Here is a 24,509-nt window from a genome sequence, read left to right as displayed (position 1 = left end):
GCGATGAGCGCACGTTCCAGCTGTGGGATGACGGTGTCATCGAAACCCAGGATGCCGGCCCATGGACGCCGACCGTCAGCCAACGCGGCCAGCAGATTGTCGCGCATCTCGGCCTTGATGCTGCGTTCCTGATGCCCAGTCGCCCGCAGTTCGCCGATCGTACGAGGGAGGTCGTTAGGTGGAGTCACGTCTCCACGCTACGACCCCTGCCCGCGGGAGCGCGTGTCTGCACCCGACGCACCGCCACAAGCTGGCATTTTGGGCGCGCTCACCAGCGGCCCCGAACCCTCAGTGCGCGAAGTGACGCGCTCCTGTGAGATACAGCGTGATCCCGGCCGCTTCGGCAGCAGCGGTCACTTCGTCGTCGCGCACCGACCCGCCGGGATGCACCACTGCCTTCACGCCGGCTCGCATCAATGTCTCCAGGCCATCGGGGAAGGGGAAGAACGCATCGGATGCCCCGACCCCGTCCGCGCTGCGGTCACCGGCCCGATCGACCGCCAGACGAGCCGCATCCACCCGGTTGACCTGACCCATCCCGACGCCGACCGTCGCCCCGTCTTTGGCGATCACAATCGCGTTGGACTTGACCGCCCGGCAGGTCCGCCAGGCGAACACGAGATCGGCGATCGTCGACGGGTCGGCCGGCGACCCGGCGGCCAGGGTCCAGTTGTCGACATCGTCGCCGGCGGCATCGATGGCGTCGCGCTGTTGGACCAGGAGGCCACCGCTGACCTGCCGGAACTCGGTCCCACGCTGTCGCGGCTCGGAGGCGAGGAGCACGCGGATGTTCTTCTTGGCGGCCAGGACCTCCACCGCTCCTGGCTCATAGGCCGGCGCGATGATCACCTCGGTGAAGATGCCGGCGACGGTCTGGGCCATCTCGACGCTGACCTCGGTGTTCGCCGCGATCACACCGCCGAAGGCAGACAGTGGATCACAGTCGTGGGCCTTTCGATGGGCGTCGGCCACCGAAGACGACGACACCGCGATGCCGCACGGGTTGGCATGCTTGATTATCGCGACGCAGATGTCCTCGTGGTCAAACGCCGCACGCCACGCTGCGTCGGCGTCGGTGTAGTTGTTGTAGGACATCTCTTTTCCATGCAACTGCTCGGCCTGTGCCAGCCCCGGCCACCCGCCGTCGTCACAGTAGAGTGCGGCCTGCTGGTGCGGGTTCTCGCCGTAACGCAACACGGCAGCGCGCCGGAACGTCGCCCCGAGCCATGGCGGCAGCGACGCCGGCGCTTTCGCAACGCCATTCTCGGGCGCCAGTACCGACTCCATCCAGGACGCGACGGCTACGTCGTAATCGGCGCTGTGCCGGAATGCCAACGCCGCCAGTTTCTTTCGCTCTTCTAGAGTGAATCCACCGGCTCGCACCGCCGCCAACACACCGTCATAGCCCAGCGGATCGACGACCACGGCGACGCTCGGATGGTTCTTGGCGGCCGCACGCACCATGGACGGCCCACCGATGTCGATCTGTTCCACGCACTCGTCGACGCCGGCGCCAGAGTTGACGGTCTGAGCGAATGGGTAGAGGTTCACCACGACGAGCTCGAACGCCGACACGCCGAGTTCGACGAGGGCCGCAACATGCTCGGACTTGCGCTGATCGGCCAGCAGTCCGGCGTGCACGTGCGGATGCAGGGTCTTCACCCGACCATCGAGAACTTCGGGGAAGCCGGTGACCTCCTCCACCTCCGTTACCGGAATACCGGCTTCGGCAATGTTTTTCGCCGTCGATCCGGTCGACACGATATCCACACCGGCAGCGTGCAGGCCTTGGGCCAGCGGAACGAGACCGGATTTGTCGTAGACGCTGATCAGCGCACGGCGGATTCGCCGCCGGAACAGGCTGTCGTTCTCGCTCATCCTAGGTTCGCCTTTCGTCCTGTCCACGTCACGCCGCGGATTGCCAACGCCTCCAGTACATCCACCAGCATCTGGCGCTCGATCACTTTGATCCGTTCGTGCAGGGTCACCTCATCGTCGTCGTCAAGCACCGAAACAGCCTGCTGCGCGAGGATCGGGCCGGTGTCAGTCCCGGCATCGACGACGTGCACCGTGCACCCGGTGACCGTGACTCCGTAGGCCAGTGCGTCACGGACCGCGTGAGCGCCGGGGAACGCGGGCAACAACGCGGGATGGGTGTTGATGACCCGCCCGGGAAACATCGAAAGGAACTTGGGTCCAAGAATTTTCATGAACCCAGCCGACACCACCAGGTCGGGTTGGTAGATGTCTGTCGCCTCGGCGATAGCGGCGTCGAAGGCAGCACGGCTTGGGTGGTCGGCGAGCCGGACAGTGAAAACCGGTACCGACGCGGCCGCGGCAATGTCCACGGCGGCGCAAACCCGGTCGGTTCCGACCGCCACCACTCTGGCGGGGAAGTCGCCGACTGCGGATTTCAGCAACGAAGCGAGCAGCGACCCGGTACCCGAAGCGAGCACCACCACCCGCGCGGGCGCGCTCGGGGGCACACGGACCGCTGGTTGCACGCCTGAGAGCCTAATGGGTGGCTTGCCGGCGGCACCTCAACGGTCGCCGTTGCCCTCGGACTCCAGTTCCGCTGGTTCGTCTGCGACGAGGTGGTCCGCTGGTTCGTCCACGACGAAGTGCTCCTCGGGGTCAAGCTCTTCACGGGGTAGCCCGTCGCCGGTCGCCGGTTGCGAACCGAGGTCTTCGTCGACCACGGGAGCGGTTTCGATCTCCGCATCTATCGGGATCTCGGCATCCTTGGGCACGGACTCGGCATCCTCGGGGACGGACTCGACGATTTCGGGGTCGGTGTCGACCGACTCGACCTGTTCATCGGCAGCCACCGCCGCTGTCTCGGTGACCGACTCGCCGGCTGCGGTATCGGTGGCGGCTTCGACGTCAGGAACCTTGGGAACCTTGGGGCGGCGCGGCCGCGCCTGGATTCCGCCCGACATCGCGACGGTCAGCGCACCGATACCGGCGAACCACAGGAAGACGGCGGGGCCGAACGTCGTCTGATCGACGCCGACGTCACCGAAATTGCCCAGGGCCCCACTTCCGGCCAAAGCCAGCAGCGCCATCGTCACAGCCGCGATTGCCGCAGCCACGACCACCTTGGCCAGCGCGGACAACAGCGGCAGCGGACGTCGTGCGCATTGCTGCCCGACCGCGACGCCGGAAACGGCGCCCACAATCAGCAGGGCGACCCAGATCGGTCCGAGAGGCGGGGTCGGTGCCGCCGCCAATACCGGCAGTGCGGGGATGTCACCACCGAAAACCGTGAACGCGCTGAACGTCGCCAGGCCCACGTGGGCGCTGGAGCCGACCGCGACGGCCGCAGCACCAACCATCACATTGGGCAGATAGAGCACCGACAGCACCGTCAGGCTCAACTGCCCGAACATCGAATCGGTGATTGCGTACAACTCATGCATGGTCGACCAGTGCACGATCAGCGATCCTGCGACAACCGCGCCGGACAGGCCCATCAGGGCTATCACGCCAACCGCAGCCGCCCGGAGGGCATCGGGCAACCACTTCGGCAGCGGCGAGGCGACCAGCAACCGCCGGCCCACCTGCGAACCCACGCCGAGCAGCGCGCCGATCAAGTGCACGAGGAACACGCTGCCGAAGGCGAGCAGCGCGTCGGGCGTCTGAAGTTCGGTCAGCACTGACGCGGCGTCGTGGATGACTGCGAGGCAGATGGCCGCAATCAGCACCGGACCACCCAGCGCGGAGGCCACGATCCAGCGGGTGACGAACCACGATGAACTGGTGGTGGCCCTCGCCGTGGTGCGTGCGGTGCCGTAGATCATGGCCAGCACCGGGAAAAGCGGCATCACGCCGAGCGCACTGCCGGCGATCGACACCGGGACCTGATGTACACCGAGCCACAGGCTGGCGACGGCACCGAGCGCGCCGGTCATGTCGCTGTTGGCCATCAGCAACTGCAGCAGGACCACCGCGGCGATGATGATCAGCGCGACCAGGGACGGCCCGAACGCTACCCGGAGCAGGTCACGCGCTTGGCGCGTCCCGACTGGTCGGTTGTCCACGGGTTGGGCCGCTCCTCGCACACGCCTGGGCGCGCGACGTTCGCGCACGCGCGGCTCAGACTACGACGATGACTGATCCGACTGCGACTGGTGTTGCGTCGGCCCCTGGGCCGCCTGTTGGGTCGGCGTCTGGGACGTTTGTTGCGCGGAGGACGCCTGGGGAGCCGGGGCGTTGCCCGGCGACGGCCGGCTGTAGGTGGGGAAACCGGTGGGTGGGGTCGGTGACCCGGAATCTCCGGACGGCGCGGCCGCCGGGAACCCGCCGGTGGACGGCCCGTTGCCAGGACCGCCCCCGCCGTACTGCGACGGGTAGCCAGGCCGCGGCTGAAGAGGCCCCTGCTGATACGCCGGTGCGCCGGGCTGAGGCTGTCCGGGCGGCTGACCGTAATACGCAGCGGGGTATTGGCCGTACTGCTGCGGCTGCTCGTACCTGGGTCGCGGCGCCGAAGCGCTGACTACCCCCGCGCCGAGAAGCAGAGCCCCGACCCCGACTATGGCCTGGATCGCGGTGCAGGCAACAACGAGATACATGCCCCAGCCGATGGTCACAGCCCTGGGAGCGGTAAGCAGGATCGAGATGACGAGAAGGAAGCTCAGCAGTGAGAGCACCCCGACCAACGTCGGTCGCGCCGTCTGCCTCGGTAGCAATCCCGCCCCGGCGATCAGGCCAGCTAGGAGGGATGCGACCACCGCGAGGTCGATCCGAAAGGGAGTGATGAAAAACTCGGCGCCCGCGGTGAACTGCGGGCCGAAGCTCGCTAGGTAGACCAGAAGGCCGAGGGCGCAAACAGCCGCTGCGAGGTATGCCGGCAGCCTGTCCAGGCCTGCGGCGTCGCTTTCGGGGAGCTTGGCGAACTGTTGAGTCGGCGCGGCGAACTGAGGGTTCGGCTGCTGCGAGGGTGGGTAACCGGGGCCTCCGGGCACGCCTTGTGGGTACGACATGAACTCTCCTGTGCTGTCCGGACCGTCGGATCGACGGTGACATCGACTGTGACGACATCTACGACGTTGACGACATCTACGACGTGGTCTGACCGCGTTGGCCGACGGACCGCTTCAACGATTCGATGATCCACGCTAGCGCACCCTCGGATATCGCCGGCACGCCTCGGCGCCAGCCGGGCGCTGCAGGGTCCCGCCTTGCACCCGCAGATTGAAACACGTTCTAATTCTCCATATGGATTTCGGGTTGGTGTTGTTCACTTCGGATCGCGGGATAACCCCGGCAGCGGCGGCCGCGCTGGCTGACGACCACGGCTTCACGACGTTCTACGTACCCGAGCACACCCACATCCCGGTCAAACGCCAGGCCGCCCACCCCACCACCGGTGACGGGTCGCTTCCCGATGACCGCTACATGCGCACCCTGGACCCCTGGGTGTCCCTTGGCGCCGCCGCCGCGGTCACCACAAAGGTTCGGCTGTCCACCGCGGTCGCCCTGCCCGTCGAGCACGACCCCATCACCCTGGCCAAATCCATCGCCTCCCTCGACCACCTCTCCGGTGGCCGGGTCTCGCTGGGCGTCGGGTTCGGCTGGAACATCGATGAACTGGCCGACCATAACGTCCCGCCCGCGCGCCGACGCACCATGCTGCGCGAGTACCTCGAAGCCATGCGCGCCCTGTGGACCCAGGAAGAAGCCGAGTACCGCGGCGAATTCGTCAACTTCGGGCCCAGCTGGGCCTGGCCCAAACCCGTCCAAGCTCATATCCCGGTCCTCGTCGGCGCCGCAGGCACCGAAAAGAATTTCAGATGGATCGCCCGCTCGGCCGACGGCTGGATCACCACTCCCCGCGACATCACCATAGACGAACCCGTCAAACTCCTGCAGGACACCTGGGCCGCCGCCGGCCGTGACGGTGCCCCTCAGATCGTGGCCCTGGACTTCAAACCCGACCCCGACAAACTCGCCCGATGGAAGGGCCTGGGCGTCACCGAAGTCCTCTTCGGGCTGCCCGACCGCAGCCCCGACGACGTCGCCGCCTACGTCGAACGACTCGCAGCAAAACTCAAGGGACTCGACTGAAACCGGGCGACTTGGCTGTGTTGACCGGTTGGCGCTCTGAGATCGCAGCGACGGCGCCCGGAGGTCCTCTCCGGCGGAGTCTGCATGTTGGCAGGCAAACCGTTCGACAAACTGGAATGCCCACACAGTCGATAGGCTGTGGCTGTGCGGATGGCCCCGAACCGCGCGAAAGGCCTCCGAGCCCTCGCCACCACAGCGACCATTGCCTTGAGTGCCGTCGTGGGCGGCGGGTGCGGTCACCCCGAGAGCGCGCCGCAAGCCGCTACGTTGCCGACACAATCACCGTCCACACAATCACCGTCCACGCCATCACCGTCCACGGCGATACCCACACCGGCCGGGACTGACGACGACTTCCCCGACCTGTCGCCCTACAGCGAAGCCTCCTACGACGTCTACGCAGTCGTCGACAGCCCTCGGGTACAGGGTTTCGCGTTCACCACGCCAGACGGGCTCCAGTGCTCCAACAACGCCTACCCGACACCCGAATTCGAATGGGTCAGTTGCCGGGGGCCTCGGCCGGACAAGGGTCCCGGCATCTGGAGCGTCAGTGCGCAGCAGAACGGGCCGGCCACCGTCGAAAAGTCGGCGCCCGAGGATCTCGAGATGCTCGGCACAACGGCGCCGCCGCTACTGCCGCCCTTGACCAGAGTCACTGCGCAAAAAGGCAATTCGACGTGTGGGGTTGGCCCCGACGGGACCACCGCATGCCGCGTCGGCGACCATGGTTTCGTGCTGACCCCGACGTCCACGACGCTGTTCTAGCAGTCCGCCAAGCTGATTGGCGCCCAACGAACCGTTACGGGCCGACGCTAGCGCCGCTCGGGCCCCAGCAGCCGCTGCATCACAGACCGGTTGGGATCGTTCTCCCGTTCGCCGAGCAGAAATTCCATCCCCGCCTCCACCGCATTCTTGGTCTGCTCGCGCACCAGGCGCACGACCGTGTCATCGGCCTGCTGGCCCCTGAACGGCTCGGTGGGGATTGGTTCACCGAACCAGTAGTACTGGCGTTCCGGTCGGGGAAAGGGTGTCATCCCGATACCGCGCGTTATCGGCATCACGTTCGGACTGCCCAGTACCTTCTCGACGAACAGCCGCGTCGGGGCCAGTAGCGGGTTGTCTCCGTCGATCATGATGTCGACAGCATCCTCTGCACCCACTGCCGCGAACGGCACGATCGTATAGCCGTGCTCAATGGCCAGCCGGGCGAAGCCCATGCGTTCCTTCCAGATGAGCCGGTATTTCTCACCCTTACGCTTGGCGACCTCACGACCACCCCCGGGATAGACAAGGATCACCTCCCCGCGGCGCATGAGCTCCGAAGTGATTGCCCGAGTTCCGTCCACCACCCCGCACGCCGTGAGAACCTCGCGCCAAACGGGAACCTTGAAGTGGGCGTGGTCACCCAGAGAACGAACAACTATCCCGCGTTCCCACAACTCCGCGCACATCAGCGGGGAGTCGAGCATGCCCATCACGGTGTGGTTGCCAACGAGTAGCGCGCGTTGTCGCGGCACGTTCTCGATGTCGTACACCTTCGGATTGATTACCTTGCGGATCGGCTCGATCAGCCGGAGTGCTCGCCCCAACTCTTCGTCAGACGGGGGCCCGGGAACTCTGGCAGTGGTATCGCTGTCCGTCACGAAGACAGTATGCGGTAAACCGATTGCCAGCAGTCGCGAACGAGCGCCCTTGCACCGCCAGGTCGCCGCTGACCGGGTATCGCAGCACTGCTGCGGCTGAGGAGATCCCGCCCACCACCGCCTCTATGGGTCTGAGTAGCTTCTAGCGAAGCACTGCGCGGTTGCCGTTCGCAGTCGGCGTCACGGTGATCTTCGCTCCCAGCGGATCACCCTCTGACATATACGAAACCAGGTCGACATCCGCACTGGTCGCCATGAACCGGCTGCCGTCGGCGTCCAGGCGGCCGACGATGATTCCGGTCCGCACCGGCCAGTCATGCCGCACCGAGTAGGTCTCGATCACACCCGCACCGTCGGCGGCCTTCGTCACCGGGATCGCCGGCAAGGCGGCAACCCGCGTCGCCAGTTCCGCACTGCCGGACGTCCGCCATTCGGTCGGTTCAGTGGAGTAGATTCCGACCGAATACTTGCTCATTATCCCACCATTGGCGCCAACGAAGCCGAATTGCTTTGGTCTGGAACGCATCTGGGTAACCGTCTCGGCGATTCCGTGCAGCGAATAGCTATTTCCGGGACCGCCGAAGTAAGGGAGCCCACCGGTCAGCGTCAAACCGCGCGGGTCGTGGGCCGATAGGCCGAGCGCATCGCAGATCAGAAACACCGGAAACGGGAAGCAACTGTAGAGGTCGAATGTCGCGATGTCGTCGACACCGATTCCGGCGACCCGTAGACCCTCATGCGCCGCGAGCACCGAGGCCGGGCTGGCGCCTAGGTCAACGCGCTCCAGTAGAGCCTGTTCAACCAAGTCGGAATGCCCGTGTAGGAACACCCATTTCTCTTCCGACACATTGAGTCTGCGTGCTGCGGCGACGGACATGAGCACAGTCGCGCAGCCTTGGTTGACCGTATCGCGGGCGACCAGCAGACGAGGGTATGGGTCGCAGATCATCCGGTTCGCGTCGGTGATCGTCTCGATCTCTGCGACCGAGCGCTCCACCCGAGACGACGAGAACGGATTCTTTGCGGCGATTAGCGACATCGGAGCAAACAGCTCCGCCATCTGGTGTCGGTATTCGCCGACGCCAAGGCTGAGGCGCGCCCGCCGCGCGTTGTCAAGCAGACCGTACTGAACCGGAGCACCGGTGAGCCCGTGCTGCACGGTGTACTCGTCGACATAGCTGAAAATCTGATGACCGCGGTCCTCGATCTGACCGTCGACATGTTCAGTGAAGTCGGGTTTGTCATCTCTGTCGGCGAAGTGTTTTGCCGTCGAGCCGGCCTCCGAGCCCATGATGATGACAACGTCGGCGCCCCCCGCGACGATCAGGCTGCCGACCTCGGTGACGAGCTTCTGCGGACCATTCCCGCCGACGGGTTCCAGAACGACGCGGGCGGGGTCGCCGCCGAGGCGATTCATCACCGACCGGGGGTAGTTGTTCGACTTGCCCAGCGTCGCCGGCATCGGCCCGGAGATTTCGAACTGCCGCAGCCCGAACACGGTGTCGACGGCCTCGGCGACTCTGGCTTCGTTCGCGCCGGTGTCGGTCAACGCCGCCCGGGCTGCGGCCGTCGCGAGGTCCACAGCCGACATGCCGCGATAGCTCGGTTCGTCGATCCGTTCGGTGAACTGACCGACACCTACGATGACTGGCGTCCGTGGATCAACTGCCATGCTGCCGCCCTCCCGGGTACTTCGAACAACGGCCGAAAAGGCCCGCGAGGGTGCGCAATTGCACGGCAGGCCTCGGCGTGCCGCGGCGCAGACACGCGCGCTCGCGGGAAAGAGTACCTAGCCGGGAAAGGACTAGAGGCTTTCGAAGATCTCGCGGGCGAGATTGGCGGCTGCCGACGGCGTCTTTCCGACCTTGACACCCGCGGCCTCCAGGGCCTCCTGCTTGGCGGCGGCGGTGCCCGATGAGCCCGACACGATGGCGCCGGCGTGGCCCATGGTCTTGCCCTCCGGCGCGGTGAAGCCCGCAACGTATCCGACCACCGGCTTGGAAACGTTTGCCTTGATGTAGTCGGCCGCGCGCTCCTCGGCGTCGCCGCCGATCTCGCCGATCATCACGATGACCTTGGTCTCGGGATCCTTCTCGAACGCCGCAATGGCGTCGATGTGGGTGGTGCCGATGACCGGGTCGCCGCCGATGCCGATGGCGGTGGAGAAGCCGAGATCGCGCAGTTCGAACATCATCTGGTAGGTCAGCGTGCCGGACTTCGACACCAGCCCGATCGGGCCCTTGCCGGTGATGTTGTTCGGCGTGATGCCGACCAGCGACTCGTCCGGGGTGATGATGCCGGGGCAGTTCGGGCCGATGATGCGGGTCTTCTCTCCCTTGTCGACGTTATAGGCCCACACATAGGCGCTGTCCTGCACCGGAATTCCCTCGGTAATCACCACCAGCAGCGGGATCTCGGCGTCGATCGCCTCGATGATGGCGTCCTTGGAGAAGGCCGGCGGCACGAACGCGATCGACACGTCGGCGCCGGTCTCCTTCATCGCCTCGGCGACGCTGCCGAACACGGGAAGCTTGATTTCCTCGCCGGCCTTGTTCACGTGGGTCACCTCGGTTCCGGCTTTGCGGGCGTTCACGCCACCCACCACCTGGGTGCCCGCCTTGAGCATCAGCGCGGTGTGCTTGGTGCCCTCTCCGCCGGTGATGCCCTGGACGATGACCTTGGACTTTGAGTTAAGAAAGATAGACACGAGGCGTTGAGTCCTTTTCTACTTGTTCGCCAGCTCGGCGGCTTTGTCGGCGCCAGAGTCCATGGTGTCGGCCTGGATCACCAGCGGGTGGTTGGCCTCGGCCAAGATTCGGCGACCCTCCTCGACGTTGTTGCCGTCGAGCCGCACAACCAGCGGCTTGTTGGCGTCGTCCCCGAGGGTCTGCAGCGCTCCAACGATTCCGCTGGCCACCGCGTCGCACGAAGTGATGCCGCCGAATACGTTGACGAACACACTCTTGACCTGGCTGTCGCCCAGGATGACGTCAAGGCCGGCGGCCATCACCTCGGCCGAGGCGCCGCCGCCGATGTCGAGAAAGTTGGCGGGCTTGACGCCGCCGTGCTGCTCACCGGCGTAGGCCACCACGTCCAGGGTGGACATGACCAGACCGGCGCCGTTACCGATAATGCCGACCGCACCGTCGAGTTTGACGTAGTTGAGGTCGTTCTCCTTGGCCTTCAGCTCGAGCGGATCGGTGGCGGCCTTGTCCTCGAACTCGACGTGTCCGGGCTGGCGGAAGTCAGCGTTCGCGTCGAGGGTGACCTTGCCGTCCAGCGCCAGAATCTGGTCGTCCGGAGTGCGCACCAACGGGTTGACTTCGACGAGAGTGGCGTCCTCTCCGACGAAGACATCCCACAGCTTGGCGATGGTCACCGCTGCGGCGTCGAGCACTTCGGCAGGCAGATGGCCCTGCTCGGCGATTGACCGCGCGGTGGCCAGGTCGACACCTTTGACCGCATCCACCGGCACCTTGGCGAGCCGCTCGGGCTTGGTGGCGGCCACTTCCTCGATCTCCACGCCGCCCTCGACCGAGCACATTGCCAGATAGGTGCGGTTGGCGCGGTCCAGCAGGAAGGAGATGTAGTACTCCTCGGCGATGTCACTGGCCTCGGCGACCAGCAGCTTCTTGACGATGTGGCCCTTGATGTCCAGGCCGAGAATGTTCTGCGCGTGAGTGAACGCGTCCTCGGGGGTCGCGGCGTACTTGACCCCACCTGCCTTGCCGCGCCCACCGACCTTGACCTGCGCCTTCACCATTACCGGCTTGCCGATCTCCTCGGCGATGGCCTTGGCGTCCTGGGCGGAATCTGTGACCCGGCCGGGCGTCGTCGGGACGTTGTGCTTGGCGAACAGTTCCTTCGCCTGATACTCGAAGAGATCCATGGACCCACCGTCTGTCTGTCGTTGTTATCCGCAGTCGCTGCGACTATCCCGCCCACCGAACCTCCACGGAGGTGTTTGGTCCAATTGGGTCAGGAAAACTTTATCGACTCGGGCACATGCCCTCTCCACCGCCTACCGTCATGACGCAAGTCTCCGCGCCGCAGCACCGTGATTAAAATCACATTCTCTGCCGGAATAGTCACCCGGGTTGGCACTTTCATTGGAATTTGGTTAACGTCCTCTGGTCAAGATAACGGTCTGATCACGACGACAAGGATTTTCAGGTTGACTCAGCATCGTTCACCTCGGTCCGCCGATGGATTCTCGACAAACGCTCCTGACACACGATCCGGCGTTCGGCCGTCTGTCACGGCTCCCGGACCCGCTGAGGTCACCGACATCATTCCGTTCAACGAGTTCGGTGACCTCGAAGATCTCACCGATGTCGACCTGCTGCCGCACGCTGCGTTCGACCGCGATGCGCGGGTCGTCCATGCCCCCGAACTCGACGACATGCACCACACCGACGACCTCGTGCCGCTACGCCTCGAAGTGCCCACGCAGTTCCGCACGCGGCGTCGCGCGACGACACGGGGGTACCAGGGAAGCCACACCGACGTCAGCGACGGAACAGCCGCAACCGACGTCATCGACATGCGCGGCCACCAAGGGCTGCATCGCAAAGCCGAGGTGCCCGTCAAGGGTCGCCTGATGGTCGCCGCCATGGCCGTCGGAGCCACCGCGGCGGGCGCCTACACGATGACCAACCAGGTGCAGAACGCCCCCGTGGAGACGGTGCTCGCTGCCGAAGAGACGGCGACCGGCGACGGCGGAGTCGTCACCGGATCGTTGGACGGCATGCAGATCGTGACGGTCGCTCAGGCCGCGAATTCGGCCGTTCATGCCGAGGAGATCATCAAAGCCGCGGCGTTCGCCCAGGAACGCGCCGAACGTGAGGCCCAGCTGACCCGCCCACAGTTCGCGATGCCGACGCGGGGCTTGTGGACTTCCGGTTTCGGGTACCGCTGGGGCGTGCTGCACGGCGGGATCGACATCGCCAACTCGATCGGCACCCCGATCCTGGCCGCGGCCGACGGTGTGGTTGTCTCCGCTGGATACGAAGGCGGGTACGGCAACATCGTCAAAATGCGCCATTCCGACGGTACGGCGACGCTATACGGACACAACAGTTCCGTGCTCGTCAACGTCGGCCAACGGGTGATGGCCGGTGACCAGATCGCCCGAATGGGCAATACCGGCAACTCGACCGGGCCGCACCTGCATTTCGAAGTGCACCTCAACGGCACTGACCGGGTCGATCCGGTCGGCTGGCTGGCCGAGCGGGGAATCACCGCCGGCGGCTACGTTGGCTGAGTGGCCCGAGACGACGATCTCTGTCCCGAGCCAACCTCTTCATCGGGAACACACTCTTCGGGCGAGCGCTCATCGGGAGACACCACGCGGCTCATTCGTCGCGCTCCGCTGAACGCCCCGTCCCAACCACTGCCGGCCTCTTCGGACCCGAAGACCGAGGCGCACCCCCCGCGCAAGCTGGAGCCCCACCCGAGTTCGGGGGACATCATCCGGCGGCACCCTACGGGCGAGATTCCCACCGCAGCGTCCGAACCCCCGACGTCTGCTGCTCGTCCTCCCAGCGTGGAGTCCGCGGTTCCCCGCGCGAAGCCAGTCGCGGTCGGAACGCCTCGTACCCGCGCTGCCGACCCGAAGCCGGCCATCGTCACCGCCATCGTGAGCATTCTGTCCGGGTGGGCAACGGCCGTCATCGCGACGGACCTGATCACCGGGTGGTGGGGGACGGACCCGTTGTTCTGCGTGGCGGTCGGGTTCCTGGCCGCAATCTCGGCGGCAGGCACAATCGCAGGAGTGATCGCGTTGTTACTGCGCCGTCGTATCGGTCAGCTTCTGATCGGCGTCGGGTCGGTCGTCGCCATCCTGATCTTCGCAAGCCTGTTCGTCGCAGGCGCGAAGCTACCAACGGTGGTATACGCCATGCCGCTGCTGCCGTTGGCTTCGATCGGGCTGGCGATGCTGCCCGACACCACACTCTGGAGCCGGACAGGCTAGCCCTGACAACGCTGACCCACCGGGACCGAACTAGAGCTTTGAGACCGGCGCATGGTTGTGCATGAGCTTCACTCGGCCGGAACTGCCGAAGTCGATCAACGACATGGCGGATTCGCCCATGCCCGACACCTCTTCGACCCTGCCTAGCCCGTACTTGTCGTGGGTGACGCGGTCCCCGGGTTCCAGCACCAGCAGCGGACGCTTGCCCGTCGATGACCGGGTGGGCGAGGGTCGGCCAGCACCGAACCGACCCGCTCCGCTCACCGGCGCGGAGTACGCGGAAGCCTGCTCTGTGCGGCGCCAGTCGATGAGTTCCTGCGGAATCTCGCGAAGGAAGCGCGATTCGGGGTTGAGCATCGGTTGGCCCCATGAAGAGCGGATCTTGGCACGGCTGAGATAGAGACGCTGCCGAGCGCGGGTGATTCCGACGTAGGCCAGTCGACGCTCCTCGGACAGCTCGACCGGATCGCCCAACGCCCGCATGTGTGGAAACATTCCGTCTTCCCATCCGGTGACGAAGACCGTCGGGAACTCCAGACCCTTGGCCGTGTGGAGTGTCATCATCGTCACGACACCCGACCCATGCTCTGGAATATCGTCTGCGTCGGCAACCAGTGACACCCGCTCCAGAAAAGCTGCCAGGACCCCGATGTCCGGAACGTCCTCATCCTCCGGTTCGGCGTCGGCCAAAGCCCTCGCGTTGGCCAGGTCGGTGCTGAATTCATGTGCGACGCTAACTAATTCATTGAGGTTGTCCAGCCTGGCAAGATCCTGCGGATCACTCGAGGCCTCAAGTTCGGCGCGGTAGCCGGTACGCTCCAGCACGGCCTCGACGAGATCACCGAGTTCTCCGTGGACTTCGGCCCGCAGCCCCTCGACTAGCCTGACGAATCCGGCGACCGCCTTCTCCGATCGGGTGTTGAGCATCGGCACCTTGCCTTCGGCCGCCGCCACCAACGCATCATTGAAGTTCACGCCGGCGGTCTCGGCATGCACCGCGACGCACGCCTCAGCCCGATCGCCGATGCCGCGGCGCGGGGTGTTGAGGATGCGCCGCATGCTCACCGAATCGCCAGGGTTGTCCAGCACCCGCAGGTAGGCGACGACGTCCCGAATCTCTCTGCGCTCGTAGAAGCGCACTCCCCCAACGACTTTGTACGGAATGCCGGCCCTGATGAATACCTCTTCGATGGCGCGAGAGGAGTTGTTGGTGCGGTAGAACACCGCCACGTCGTTGTAGGAGAACCCGCTGGCCGACGAATCAGCGCTGTCAAACAGCGAGTCGATCTCCTGAGCGACAAACCTGGCCTCATCGTGCTCGTTGTCGGCGACGTAGCCGACGATCAGTTCGCCGTCTCCAGCGTCGGTCCACAGCCGTTTCTCACGGCGCCCGGCGTTCCGCGCGATCACGGAGTTAGCCGCGTTCAGGATCGTCTGGGTCGAGCGATAGTTCTGCTCCAGAACAATCGTCGTGGCGCTCGGGAAATCGCGTTCGAAGTCCTCGATGTTGCGGATCGTCGCACCGCGGAACGCATAGATGGACTGGTCGGCATCACCGACCACACAGAGCTCAGCCAGAGCGACCGCTTCGGTGTCTGTTTCGCCGAGCTCTCTGACTCCTACGAGCTCACGCACCAACACGTACTGGGCGTGGTTGGTGTCCTGATACTCGTCGACGAGGATGTGCCGGAACCTCCGCCGATAGTACTGGGCGATCTGCGGAAAGGCCTGCAGCACAGTGACTGTCTCGCCGATCAGGTCATCGAAGTCCAGGGCATTCGCCGCGCGCAACCTGCGCTGGTACTCCCCGTATACCTCGGCGATGGTGCGGGCCAGATCGTCGGCGGCCGCAGGGGCTTCCTGGGCCACATCGGCCTGAGCCTGCTCAGGGCTTATCAGTTCGTTCTTGAGGTTGGAGATGCCGTTGGCGAGCAATCGCGGCGAGTTCCGCTTGGTGTCCAGACCCTTATCCTTGGCGATCATCAGCAGCAGGCGTCGTGAGTCGTCGGCGTCGTAGATGGAGAAGTTGGAGTTGAGCCCCGGCAGCAGCGAGGCCTGGTTGCGCAGGATCCGCACACACGTCGAGTGGAAGGTCGACACCCACATGTTTCGGGCCCGCGGGCCCACCAACTGCCCGATTCGTTCACGCATCTCGGCAGCCGCTTTGTTGGTGAACGTGATGGCAAGCACCTGCCCCACGCCCACGCCGCGAGCAGCCAGCAGATAGGCGATCCGGCGGGTGAGGACCGCGGTCTTACCGGAGCCGGCGCCGGCGACGATCAGCAGCGGGGAACCCTCATGCAGCACGGCGAGGCGTTGCTGCGGGTTCAGGCCGTCGAGGAGGTCCGAGTGAAGGTGATCTGTTTGGGTAGGCACTGGAGTTTCGGTAGGCACTGAGGGGGCAAACATGTCGTCTCAAACCTACCGCTGCCCTGCGACACTCTTTGCGCTGGCACGGTCGGTAGTGGCACACTCAATGCGTGCTAACTGCGCAGTGGCGATTTTTTTACGGGTACCGGCCAGCGGTGCTCGTGGTTTAGCTGCTTCCTTCCAGCCCCGCGGTCCGCTTCCGGATCCGGGGCTCGTCTCTTGTGTGAGGCCCGAAACCGGATGAGACCAGACCCTTCACACAACGAGTATTCGGAGAACCAAGAAATGACGACGATGGCAATCACGGGAGCCTCAGAAACTATGAGATCGTCGGATGCACCCGATATCGACGAACTTCGTCTGGAGATCGATCGCCTCGACGCGACGATCCTCGAAGCGGTCCAGCGCCGCACCGAGGTATCTCAGCTGATCGGCAAGGCCCGCATGGCCTCCGGCGGCACCCGACTGGTGCACAGCCGGGAAATGAAAGTCATCGGGCGCTACAGCGTGCTCGGTGCCGAGGGTAAGAACCTGGCGATGCTGCTGCTCCGCCTGGGCCGGGGTCGCCTCGGCCACTGAGCCCCTCTCCCGCCGCGATTTCGGTGCATTTTGTCACCGTGCGCGTGACAAAGTGCACCCAAAATCAGTGCACCGAAATCACTGGGGACCGAGCGCCTCGACCAGCCACGGCGTCAACCATTCGACCGCCTCCGGCGTCGGATGCACACCGTCGCTGCGCATCTTGATGCCGTTGACCCTGGTCTGGTAGTACCCGTTGGGGCTCATCTTGCGGTTCAGGTCCAGCAGCGAGGCGTTCGGCCTGGCAGAGACGACGCTGCGCACTAGCGCGTTCCAGCGGTCGACCCGTTTCGGCTGGTCTTCGGGGTAGAGGCTGCCGTCCGCTTTCTCCGCACGCCGGTTGTACGGCTCCGTCGTCACGACGATCCGCGCACCGGTCGACCCCAGGATGTCCAGCGCGCGATTTAACTCAGCGCGCAGGTAAGCGTCGTAGCCCGACTCGCCGATATGCGTCCAGCGGCCATCCTTCATCCGGTCGACGACCTCCCAGCGCCCAATGGTCAACAGCACCACATCGGGCCGCTCATGATTGATCCGCTGCGCCCACCGACTGGGCCAGGCATCGCACGCAGGTTTTTGATCCAGCTCCCGTCCGACGTATTCATACGGTCCACCGCGGGCGATACCGCATCCGATGGTGGTGTAGTCGGCGAAATCGAGCCCCGGCGTCTCGGGCAGATAGCGCATCAGAGTCCACGCAATGGAGTCCCCGAACACCACCACCCTGGTGTCTCCGGGGGCGCCCTGTCGCGCCGATCTGGCCACCTCGACCGGAATCTCAGGGCCGATCAATGCCGCGGAGTCGACCTGCGGCCCGAGCCCCGACTCGCCGGGTTTCACCCCCACCGGTAGCACGGTCATCGCCACCACCGCGGCGGTCGCCGCCGTTGCGGCGGCCAGCGGCAGCATCGGCACGGTCACCGGCCGCCACCGGCGGACGGGTTGTTCGACCAGCCACCACACCACCGTCGCGACCGCGATGGTCGCCGCGCATCGCAACGCGAACAGTTCCCAGCCGGTCGCACCGGTCCGTTCCCCGTTGACCACCAGGAAGATGGGCCAATGCCACAGGTAAACGCCGTAGGAGATCACGCCGAGCCCGACCAGTGGCGGTAGCGCAAGCACGCGCGCGACCGGCCCATCCTGCTCAAGCGCCACCGAAGCGACGACAAGGATCGCCGCCACCGCAACCACGATCAGCAGCCCGCGACGGAACTCCTCCGCGCTGCCGGTGGCGAGATGGGCGGCCGCCGCCAGCAGCGCCAACCCGACAAACGGCAGTGCGCGAGCAATCCACCGGGCCCACCGAGAGCGCAGGATCGTCCCGCCTGCGGTCAATCCACGCCAGTCACGCACCAGCAATGCCGCTGCGGCCGCGCCGACGAGAAGCGCCTGCATACGGGTGTCGGTGCCGAAATAGATCCGATTGAGCGTCGCTTGAGAGGCCCCGGAACTGAACACTATCGTCGCGCCCGCGGACCCGATCACCCCTACCGACGCGATGACGAATACCGCAATACGGACCACTCGCACCGTCAACGGTCGGCCTCGGCGATATGCCAGTGCGGCGAGACCCGCGACCACCGCGGCCAGCAGCAACGGCCAGAGGATGTAGTACTGCTCCTCGACTCCGAGTGACCAGGTGTGCTGAAGGGGCGACGGCGGGGCACCCTGAGAGAAGTAGTCACTCTTCTCGGCGACGAAGACCCAGTTCGACATCCAGAACAAGGTGGCGACTGCGTGGTCGCGAAGGGCCGCGGTGGACTCGGCCGCAAACAATTCGCGGGCCGCCACGACGGCGGCAACCATGATGATCAGCGCCGGTAGCAACCTTCGGGCGCGGCGAATCCAGAAGTCCTTCAGCCCGATCCGTCCGGTGCGGCCGATCTCGTCGATCAACAGCGAGGTAATCAGAAACCCGCTGAGGACGAAGAAGACGTCGACGCCCAGGAAGCCACCGGACAGTCCGGGAATGCCGCCGTGGTCGGCCAGCACGAGCGCGACGGCGATTGCCCGGACGCCGTCCAGGGCCGCGATTCCGCGACCCGGGCTCACATATTTGCGTTGACCCACACGGATCGGCGCCGCACTGACGGCAGTCACGGTCCAGGGTCCTCCTTGCTGCTCCGAGCAAGGAATTTTATGGGCTGCGCCGTTCCGGATCCGGCAGGCGCGCTGCCTTACGTCGAACTAGTTGGCCACCGGTGTGAATTCGATTGCTCGCACAGCGCTATCCCGTGAGCGCAATATATTTGGTGTCGAGGTACTCCTCGATCCCCTCGGACCCGCCTTCGCGGCCGATGCCCGATTCCTTGACGCCACCGAACGGCGCAGCGGGATCGGAGATCACCCCGCGGTTGACACCGACCATGCCCGCTCGAATGCCTTCGGCGGCGCGCAGACCCCTGTCCAGCGACTCGGTGTAGATGTAGGCCGCCAACCCGAACTCGGTGTCGTTCGCGGCAGCGATGCCCTCCTCCTCGGAGTCGAAGCCGATGATGGGCGCGACCGGGCCGAACACCTCCTCCTTGAGGATCCTGGCGTCGCGGGGGACGTCGGTCAGCACGGTGGCGGGATAGAAGTTGCCGGGCCCGCCGGGGGCAACGCCGCCTACCGCCACGGTCGCTCCTCGAGACACCGCATCGGACACCAGATCCTCGACCGAGGACACCTGCTTTCCGCTGACCAGCGGACCCAGCGTCGCTGCCGGATCCAATCCGTTGCCGAGGGTGAACTCGCTCATCCGCTTGACCAGTTTCTCGGTGAACTCCTCGCGGACGGCGTTGGCCACGTGGAACCGGTTGGCCGCGGTGCAGGCTTCCCCACCATTGCGCATCTTGGCAAGGACCGCCCCATCGACGGCCGCGTCGACATCGGCGTCGTCGAACACGACGAATGGCGCGTTCCCGCCAAGCTCGAGGGACTGGCGCAACAACGCGTCGGACGCCTGTTTGGCCAGCGCCTTGCCCACCCCGGTAGACCCGGTGAAGGTGAGCTTACGTATCCGGCCGTCGTCGATAAGCGCCGCGGTCACGTCCCGCGGTTTCGTGGTCGGCAGCACCGAGAGCACGCCTTTGGGCAACCCCGCCTCGTCAATGAGCTTGGCGAGCAGCAACATAGACAGCGGGGTCTCATGCGCGGGCTTGACGATCATGGTGCAGCCGGCCGCCAGCGCGGGCCCGATCTTGCGGGTCCCCATGGCCAGCGGGAAGTTCCACGGTGTCACCGCATAGCAGGGACCGACGGGGGCCTTCGTGACGATGATGCGCCCCGTGCCCGATGGGGCCTGCGTGTAGCGGCCTCCGATGCGCACCGCCTCTTCGGCGAACCAGCGAAAGAACTCCGAACCGTATTTCACCTCGCCCTTGCTTTCGGCGAATACCTTGCCCATTTCGAGCGTCATCAGCGTCGCGATCTCATCGGTGCGTTGGGTGAGGGACTCGAACACCGCGCGCAAGATCTCGCCCCGCTCGCGCGGCGGAGTTGCCGCCCATTGGTCCTGAACGGCGCACGCGGCGTCGAGCGCGGCCATGGCATCCTCGGCGGTGGCGTCGGCGACGGTGGTCAGCACTTCATCGTTCGCCGGATTGAGCACGTCGAATGTCGATGATCCGGCGTGTTCCTCACCCCCGATCCACAGTCCCGTGGGTACCGATGCCAACAGCGAGGAAGTATCCATACCCCCATCATTTACACCGTTGTTCGCCGAGCCGCACTAGGGTTCTCCACATGGCTGCCGAGGAGTCTCCTGTAATTCCCGATATCACCGCCACGCCGGCTTGGCAGGCGCTGTCACGGCATCATGACGAGATCGGCGCCGAACAGCTGCGCGAGTTGTTCGCGCAGGATCCCGCCCGCGGCCAGGAGTTGACGCTGACGGTCGGCGACCTCTACATCGACTACAGCAAGCACCGAGTCACCCGGCAGACCCTGACGCTACTGCTCGACCTCGCTCGAGAAGCGAACCTCACGCAGCGACGCGACGCGATGTTCTCGGGCGCCCACATCAACACCTCGGAGAACCGGGCCGTGCTGCACACCGCGCTGCGGCTACCGCGCGAGGCCTCGCTGACCGTCGACGGTCAGGATGTCGCCGCTGATGTGCACGAGGTTCTGGACCGGATGGGCGATTTCACCGACCGCCTGCGCAGCGGGGAGTGGCGCGGCGCAACCGGGGAGCGGATCACAACCGTGGTCAACATCGGTATCGGCGGATCGGATCTGGGGCCGGTGATGGTGGACCAGGCGTTGCGTCACTACGCCGACGCCGGCATCTCGGCGCGGTTCGTGTCCAACGTCGATCCGGCCGACCTGGTCGCTACTCTCACCGGACTAGACCCGGCCACAACACTTTTCGTCATCGCGTCTAAGACCTTTTCCACGCTTGAGACGCTGACCAACGCGACCGCCGCGCGGCGTTGGCTGGTTGACGGACTCGGCGGCAGTGGCGGACCGGACGCGGTGTCCAAACATTTCGTCGCGGTGTCGACGAACAGCAGGCTGGTTGACGATTTCGGCATCAACACCGACAACATGTTCGGCTTCTGGGACTGGGTCGGGGGGCGCTACTCGGTGGACTCGGCGATCGGACTGTCTGTGATGGCGGTCATCGGCAGGGAACGCTTCGCTGAATTTCTTGCCGGGTTCCACCTCGTCGACGAGCACTTTCGGACAGCGCCGCTAGAGGCCAACGCGCCGGTGCTGCTCGGCTTGATCGGGCTCTGGTACAACAACTTCTTCCACGCCGGAACCCGCGCGGTGCTGCCGTATTCGAATGACTTGTCGCGGTTCGCGGCCTATCTCCAGCAGCTGACGATGGAGTCCAACGGCAAGTCGGTGCGCGCCGACGGCACGCCCGTTTCCACCGACACCGGCGAGATCTTCTGGGGCGAGCCGGGCACCAACGGACAGCACGCCTTTTACCAGTTGCTACACCAGGGCACCCGGCTCGTTCCTGCCGACTTCATCGGGTTCAGCGAGCCCACCGACGACCTGCCCGCCGCCGACGGCACGGGCAGCATGCACGACCTGCTCATGAGCAACTTCTTCGCCCAGACTCAGGTGCTCGCGTTCGGCAAGACGGCCCAGGAGATATCTGCCGAAGGCACCGCACCCCAGGTTGTGCCGCACAAAGTGATGCCCGGCAATCGGCCGACCACATCGATTCTGGCGACCAAACTGACGCCGTCTACGGTCGGCCAGCTGATCGCGCTCTACGAACACCAGGTGTTCGTCGAGGGCGTCATCTGGGGCATCGACTCTTTCGACCAGTGGGGCGTTGAGCTCGGCAAGACTCAGGCCAAGGCCTTGCTGCCGGTGATCACCAGCGCCGCCTCGCCGATCAAACAGTCGGATTCGTCGACCGACGCGTTAGTGCGTCGGTACCGCGCCGAACGCGGCCGAACCTCTTAGCCCCGGCAGGCGCTGTAACGCCCCGGCTTCCGTAACGCCCCGGCTTCCGTAACGCCCGAATTCGGCAACGCTCGGCTTCGGTAACGCCCGGCTTCCGTAACGCCATGGCGATTCGCCCGCCGATTCTCCGCCATCACGTTACGTAGCTGGGATGCCTACCGCTCAGTTGGACGCCGACCACTCAGGCCAAGCGCTTGGTGAGCCGCGGCGGCAGCAGCTTCATCACCTCAACGAGCGGCCACCACGGCCAACCAGGGACAACGGACCGGCCCTTCTCCTTCTCGATCGCCTCGACCATCGCCCGCACGCCGGTCTCGTTGTCGACCATCAGAATGGGATTACCGGCCTTGGCAGTCATCTCGGACTCGATGTAGCCCGGCTCGAGCACGGTGATCCTGATCGGGCCGGATGGGTATTCGGCGCGCAAAGATTCTCCCAGCGATGTGAGGCCCGCCTTGCTCGCGGAGTATGCGGCCTTGTGCCCCGGCACGCCCACATTGCCGAGCACCGAAGACACCAGGACCAGATGTCCCGTGCCCGCCGCCCTGAACATCTCCATCGCCGTCTCGATCTGCACCAGGGCCGCAACGAGATTCGTCTCGATCGTGGCTTTGTTGGCCCAGAGCTTGCCGCCGCCGAGAGGGTAACCCTTGCCGATTCCCGCGTTGACGACGACGCGGTCGATGCCGCCGAGTTCGTCGCTGAGTTCGGCGAAGACCTTGGACACCTGGTCGTGATCGTTGACGTCAAGGGCCGCCACAGCCACGGTGATGCCGGGGTGACGCTCGAGCAGCTCGGTTTTCAAGTCATCGAGCCGGTCGAGGCGGCGCGCGCACAGTGCCAGGTCTCGCCCTTTTGCGGCGAACGCACGGGCCATCCCCTCTCCCAGGCCGGAACTCGCGCCAGTGATCAAGATCTTCTGCCGGGTCATGCAGGCAGGATAATCGAGCTGGACAAGCGCGATCTAATCGTCGCACCGGCCAGGGCATTCGGCACCGACCCAAACCGGCTCACTTGAGCAGTCGCGACAGCCGTCGGTCCGCGAGCGCCTTCCCACCGGTCTGGCAGGTGGGGCAGTACTGAAAGGACTTGTCGGTGAGGGACACCTCTCGCACCGTGTCACCGCACGCCGGGCACGGCAGCCCCGTTCGGGCGTGCACTCGCAGTCCGGAGCGCTTCTCCCCCTTCAGCGTGGCCGCCTGCTGGCCCACCGACCTCGTCACGGCGTCGGTGAGCACAGCCACGATCGCGTCATACAGCACCGCGAGCTTTACCTCGGTCAGCTTGTTCGCGGTCGCGAACGGGGACAGCTTGGCGACGTGCAGGATCTCATCGCTGTAGGCGTTCCCGATGCCTGCAATGACCTTCTGGTCGGTGATGACGTTCTTGATCCGCCCCGAATTGCCCTGCAGCGCCGCTTCAAAACCCTCACGACTCAACGCCAACGCGTCCGGCCCGAGTGCGGCGATCTGGGGCACCGCCAGCGGGTCGGCGACCAGCCACACCGCCAGACGCTTTTGGGTGCCGGCTTCGGTCAAGTCGAAGCCCGGAGCCGCCCCGGCGGCGACATTGAACCCCGGAGCCGCCCCGGTTGTGCCCAAATGCACCCGCAGCGCGATCGGCCCCTTGCCCGGCTTGAGCGGCGCGTCGGCGAGCTTGTCGGACCAGCGCAGCCAGCCGGCACGGGAAAGATGGGTGATCAGGTACAAATCTCCGGCCCGCAACCCGAGGTACTTGCCCCACCGGTGAGCGCTGATCACCCGTTGACCGTTTAGCACGGATAGCGACGGTTCGAACGTCTTGAGCACCGACAAGGCCGACACATCGATGCGGCCGACGGTCAGTCCGACCGCGTGGCGGCGCAGGTGATCCGCGAGTGCTTCGACCTCCGGCAGTTCGGGCATGTTGCTCAGTCTGCCTGGACGACCAGCGAGGCCAGCCACGTCACCAGCGACAACACGATGGCCGCCCAGATCGCCGTCCACCAGAAGTGGTCGATGAACAGCCCCCAATGTGTCGTGTGCTCGGTGATCCACGACGTGATCCACAGCATGAACGCGTTGATGACGACGTGCACCAAGCCGAGCGTCAAAATGTAGAGAGGGATCGAGATGATCTGCACGACCGGTTTGATGATGGCGTTGACCAGGCCGAAGATGACCGCAACGACGAAGATGATGCCCACCCTGGCCACCGTCGAGTCGCCGCCGACGAAGTGGATGCCGGGCACAACGAGCGTCACCACCCACAGCGCCAGTCCGGTCAGCGCCGCACGCATCAGAAACGGTCCCATAGCTCCCATGATCCACCCGTACGGCCGGCCGTGGGTCCAACACAATGGCATTACCAATGGCACTACCGCGAGTGCGCGACCCCCGGCGCGGCCGCTACTGACGCAGAGTTGGTCGACGACTCCCGTCCGCATTCCAGATCAGCGCACCTGACGGCGATTACCAGGTTGACAA

The 24,509-nt window shown here is 65.3% G+C and carries 20 protein-coding genes and 2 pseudogenes; 6 read left to right on the top strand and 16 right to left on the bottom strand.

The genetic code is table 11. The annotated features are described in order from the left end of the window. The 5 genes and pseudogenes from ACPGXI_RS11600 to ACPGXI_RS11580 all read right to left on the bottom strand — a co-directional run. A pseudogene (locus ACPGXI_RS11600) lies at positions 1 to 188 on the bottom strand (magnesium chelatase); the annotation flags it as partial. A gap of 100 nt (positions 189 to 288) precedes the next feature. Continuing rightward, positions 289 to 1,878, bottom strand: coding sequence for a bifunctional phosphoribosylaminoimidazolecarboxamide formyltransferase/IMP cyclohydrolase (purH, locus tag ACPGXI_RS11595; protein WP_526652939.1), 1,590 nt, complete (start codon positions 1,876 to 1,878; stop codon positions 289 to 291). Continuing rightward, positions 1,875 to 2,504: a phosphoribosylglycinamide formyltransferase gene (purN, locus tag ACPGXI_RS11590; protein ID WP_526652937.1), complete on the bottom strand. Its 630-nt coding sequence runs from the start codon at positions 2,502 to 2,504 to the stop codon at positions 1,875 to 1,877. Before purN ends, purH begins: the two co-directional genes overlap by 4 nt. 36 nt (positions 2,505 to 2,540) lie before the next feature. Continuing rightward, positions 2,541 to 4,040, bottom strand: coding sequence for a cell division protein PerM (locus tag ACPGXI_RS11585; RefSeq protein WP_526652935.1), 1,500 nt, complete (start codon positions 4,038 to 4,040; stop codon positions 2,541 to 2,543). Between the two features lie 60 nt (positions 4,041 to 4,100). After that, positions 4,101 to 4,982 carry a DUF5336 domain-containing protein gene (locus ACPGXI_RS11580; RefSeq protein ID WP_526652934.1) on the bottom strand — a complete coding sequence of 294 codons (882 nt, stop codon included), beginning with the start codon at positions 4,980 to 4,982 and terminating at the stop codon, positions 4,101 to 4,103. Positions 4,983 to 5,217: 235 nt separating this feature from the next. Between ACPGXI_RS11580 and ACPGXI_RS11575 the strand changes: the two genes are divergently transcribed. Both ACPGXI_RS11575 and ACPGXI_RS11570 read left to right on the top strand, forming a co-directional pair. After that, positions 5,218 to 6,066 (top strand): LLM class F420-dependent oxidoreductase, encoded by an 849-nt coding sequence (locus ACPGXI_RS11575; protein WP_526652932.1) that lies wholly within the window; start codon positions 5,218 to 5,220, stop codon positions 6,064 to 6,066. Between the two features lie 144 nt (positions 6,067 to 6,210). Beyond that, complete coding sequence (locus ACPGXI_RS11570; protein WP_526652930.1) at positions 6,211 to 6,831, top strand: hypothetical protein; 621 nt, start codon at positions 6,211 to 6,213, stop codon at positions 6,829 to 6,831. Positions 6,832 to 6,878: 47 nt separating this feature from the next. On the opposite strand, the gene ACPGXI_RS11565 is transcribed toward ACPGXI_RS11570, so the two are convergent. The 4 genes from ACPGXI_RS11565 to sucC all read right to left on the bottom strand — a co-directional run bounded on the left by ACPGXI_RS11565 (position 6,879) and on the right by sucC (position 11,598). Beyond that, entirely contained in the window at positions 6,879 to 7,709 is an 831-nt protein-coding gene (locus tag ACPGXI_RS11565; RefSeq protein WP_526652928.1) for a lysophospholipid acyltransferase family protein, read from the bottom strand. Between the two features lie 142 nt (positions 7,710 to 7,851). After that, positions 7,852 to 9,381 (bottom strand): acetyl-CoA acetyltransferase, encoded by a 1,530-nt coding sequence (locus ACPGXI_RS11560; RefSeq protein ID WP_526652926.1) that lies wholly within the window; start codon positions 9,379 to 9,381, stop codon positions 7,852 to 7,854. 132 nt (positions 9,382 to 9,513) lie between these two features. Further along, positions 9,514 to 10,416, bottom strand: coding sequence for a succinate--CoA ligase subunit alpha (gene sucD, locus ACPGXI_RS11555; RefSeq protein WP_526652925.1), 903 nt, complete (start codon positions 10,414 to 10,416; stop codon positions 9,514 to 9,516). A gap of 18 nt (positions 10,417 to 10,434) precedes the next feature. Further along, positions 10,435 to 11,598 (bottom strand): ADP-forming succinate--CoA ligase subunit beta, encoded by a 1,164-nt coding sequence (gene sucC / locus ACPGXI_RS11550; protein ID WP_526652923.1) that lies wholly within the window; start codon positions 11,596 to 11,598, stop codon positions 10,435 to 10,437. Between the two features lie 285 nt (positions 11,599 to 11,883). Between sucC and ACPGXI_RS11545 the strand changes: the two genes are divergently transcribed. Together ACPGXI_RS11545 and ACPGXI_RS11540 are read left to right on the top strand one after the other, a co-directional pair. Next, positions 11,884 to 12,972 carry a M23 family metallopeptidase gene (locus ACPGXI_RS11545; RefSeq protein WP_526652921.1) on the top strand — a complete coding sequence of 363 codons (1,089 nt, stop codon included), beginning with the start codon at positions 11,884 to 11,886 and terminating at the stop codon, positions 12,970 to 12,972. A 93-nt stretch (positions 12,973 to 13,065) separates the two neighbouring features. Next, on the top strand, positions 13,066 to 13,683 hold the full coding sequence (locus ACPGXI_RS11540; protein WP_526652949.1) for a hypothetical protein: 618 nt from the start codon (positions 13,066 to 13,068) through the stop codon (positions 13,681 to 13,683). Between the two features lie 30 nt (positions 13,684 to 13,713). On the opposite strand, the gene ACPGXI_RS11535 is transcribed toward ACPGXI_RS11540, so the two are convergent. Next, positions 13,714 to 16,092: a UvrD-helicase domain-containing protein gene (locus ACPGXI_RS11535; protein ID WP_526652919.1), complete on the bottom strand. Its 2,379-nt coding sequence runs from the start codon at positions 16,090 to 16,092 to the stop codon at positions 13,714 to 13,716. Between the two features lie 201 nt (positions 16,093 to 16,293). Here ACPGXI_RS11535 and ACPGXI_RS11530 point away from each other — a divergent pair, with 201 nt between their 5' ends. Beyond that, on the top strand, positions 16,294 to 16,632 hold the full coding sequence (locus ACPGXI_RS11530; RefSeq protein ID WP_526652917.1) for a chorismate mutase: 339 nt from the start codon (positions 16,294 to 16,296) through the stop codon (positions 16,630 to 16,632). 78 nt (positions 16,633 to 16,710) lie between these two features. Here the strand turns inward: ACPGXI_RS11530 and ACPGXI_RS11525 are convergent, their stop codons facing one another. Both ACPGXI_RS11525 and ACPGXI_RS11520 read right to left on the bottom strand, forming a co-directional pair. Then, a complete protein-coding gene (locus tag ACPGXI_RS11525) occupies positions 16,711 to 18,735 on the bottom strand; it encodes an SGNH/GDSL hydrolase family protein (RefSeq protein WP_526652915.1) in 2,025 nt (674 codons plus the stop codon). A 127-nt stretch (positions 18,736 to 18,862) separates the two neighbouring features. Then, a complete protein-coding gene (locus ACPGXI_RS11520; protein ID WP_526652913.1) occupies positions 18,863 to 20,311 on the bottom strand; it encodes an NAD-dependent succinate-semialdehyde dehydrogenase in 1,449 nt (482 codons plus the stop codon). 50 nt (positions 20,312 to 20,361) lie between these two features. Between ACPGXI_RS11520 and pgi the strand changes: the two genes are divergently transcribed. Next, the gene (gene pgi, locus ACPGXI_RS11515; protein ID WP_526652911.1) at positions 20,362 to 22,044 is read left to right on the top strand and encodes a glucose-6-phosphate isomerase; all 1,683 of its coding nucleotides are present in this window, start codon (positions 20,362 to 20,364) and stop codon (positions 22,042 to 22,044) included. 181 nt (positions 22,045 to 22,225) lie between these two features. Here the strand turns inward: pgi and ACPGXI_RS11510 are convergent, their stop codons facing one another. The 4 genes and pseudogenes from ACPGXI_RS11510 to ACPGXI_RS11495 all read right to left on the bottom strand — a co-directional run bounded on the left by ACPGXI_RS11510 (position 22,226) and on the right by ACPGXI_RS11495 (position 24,337). After that, the gene (locus ACPGXI_RS11510; protein WP_526652909.1) at positions 22,226 to 22,975 is read right to left on the bottom strand and encodes an SDR family oxidoreductase; all 750 of its coding nucleotides are present in this window, start codon (positions 22,973 to 22,975) and stop codon (positions 22,226 to 22,228) included. A gap of 79 nt (positions 22,976 to 23,054) precedes the next feature. Beyond that, positions 23,055 to 23,528 (bottom strand): zinc finger domain-containing protein, encoded by a 474-nt coding sequence (locus ACPGXI_RS11505; RefSeq protein WP_526652947.1) that lies wholly within the window; start codon positions 23,526 to 23,528, stop codon positions 23,055 to 23,057. A gap of 177 nt (positions 23,529 to 23,705) precedes the next feature. Continuing rightward, a pseudogene (locus ACPGXI_RS11500) lies at positions 23,706 to 23,948 on the bottom strand (DNA-formamidopyrimidine glycosylase family protein); the annotation flags it as partial. Between the two features lie 5 nt (positions 23,949 to 23,953). Beyond that, the gene (locus ACPGXI_RS11495) at positions 23,954 to 24,337 is read right to left on the bottom strand and encodes a phage holin family protein (RefSeq protein WP_526652907.1); all 384 of its coding nucleotides are present in this window, start codon (positions 24,335 to 24,337) and stop codon (positions 23,954 to 23,956) included. Positions 24,338 to 24,509: the final 172 nt, after the last annotated feature.

Origin of the sequence: Mycobacterium sp. (assembly GCF_049608025.1) — a bacterium.
In the GTDB taxonomy this organism is placed as follows: Bacteria; Actinomycetota; Actinomycetes; order Mycobacteriales; family Mycobacteriaceae; genus Mycobacterium.
Note: the sequence above shows the minus strand (reverse complement) of the source record. Positions and strands in the feature narration are given on the sequence as shown.

What these genes read in the sequence shown, in the direction of transcription:
- ACPGXI_RS11535 (WP_526652919.1), bottom strand. Translation starts at nt 16,092, where the DNA reads ATGTTTGCCCCCTCAGTGCCTACCGAAACTCCAGTGCCTACCCAAACA.
- purH (WP_526652939.1), bottom strand. Translation starts at nt 1,878, where the DNA reads ATGAGCGAGAACGACAGCCTGTTCCGGCGGCGAATCCGCCGTGCGCTG.
- ACPGXI_RS11495 (WP_526652907.1), bottom strand. Translation starts at nt 24,337, where the DNA reads ATGGGACCGTTTCTGATGCGTGCGGCGCTGACCGGACTGGCGCTGTGG.
- ACPGXI_RS11575 (WP_526652932.1), top strand. Translation starts at nt 5,218, where the DNA reads ATGGATTTCGGGTTGGTGTTGTTCACTTCGGATCGCGGGATAACCCCG.
- ACPGXI_RS11510 (WP_526652909.1), bottom strand. Translation starts at nt 22,975, where the DNA reads ATGACCCGGCAGAAGATCTTGATCACTGGCGCGAGTTCCGGCCTGGGA.
- ACPGXI_RS11520 (WP_526652913.1), bottom strand. Translation starts at nt 20,311, where the DNA reads ATGGATACTTCCTCGCTGTTGGCATCGGTACCCACGGGACTGTGGATC.
- ACPGXI_RS11560 (WP_526652926.1), bottom strand. Translation starts at nt 9,381, where the DNA reads ATGGCAGTTGATCCACGGACGCCAGTCATCGTAGGTGTCGGTCAGTTC.
- pgi (WP_526652911.1), top strand. Translation starts at nt 20,362, where the DNA reads ATGGCTGCCGAGGAGTCTCCTGTAATTCCCGATATCACCGCCACGCCG.
- ACPGXI_RS11530 (WP_526652917.1), top strand. Translation starts at nt 16,294, where the DNA reads ATGAGACCAGACCCTTCACACAACGAGTATTCGGAGAACCAAGAAATG.
- sucC (WP_526652923.1), bottom strand. Translation starts at nt 11,598, where the DNA reads ATGGATCTCTTCGAGTATCAGGCGAAGGAACTGTTCGCCAAGCACAAC.
- ACPGXI_RS11580 (WP_526652934.1), bottom strand. Translation starts at nt 4,982, where the DNA reads ATGTCGTACCCACAAGGCGTGCCCGGAGGCCCCGGTTACCCACCCTCG.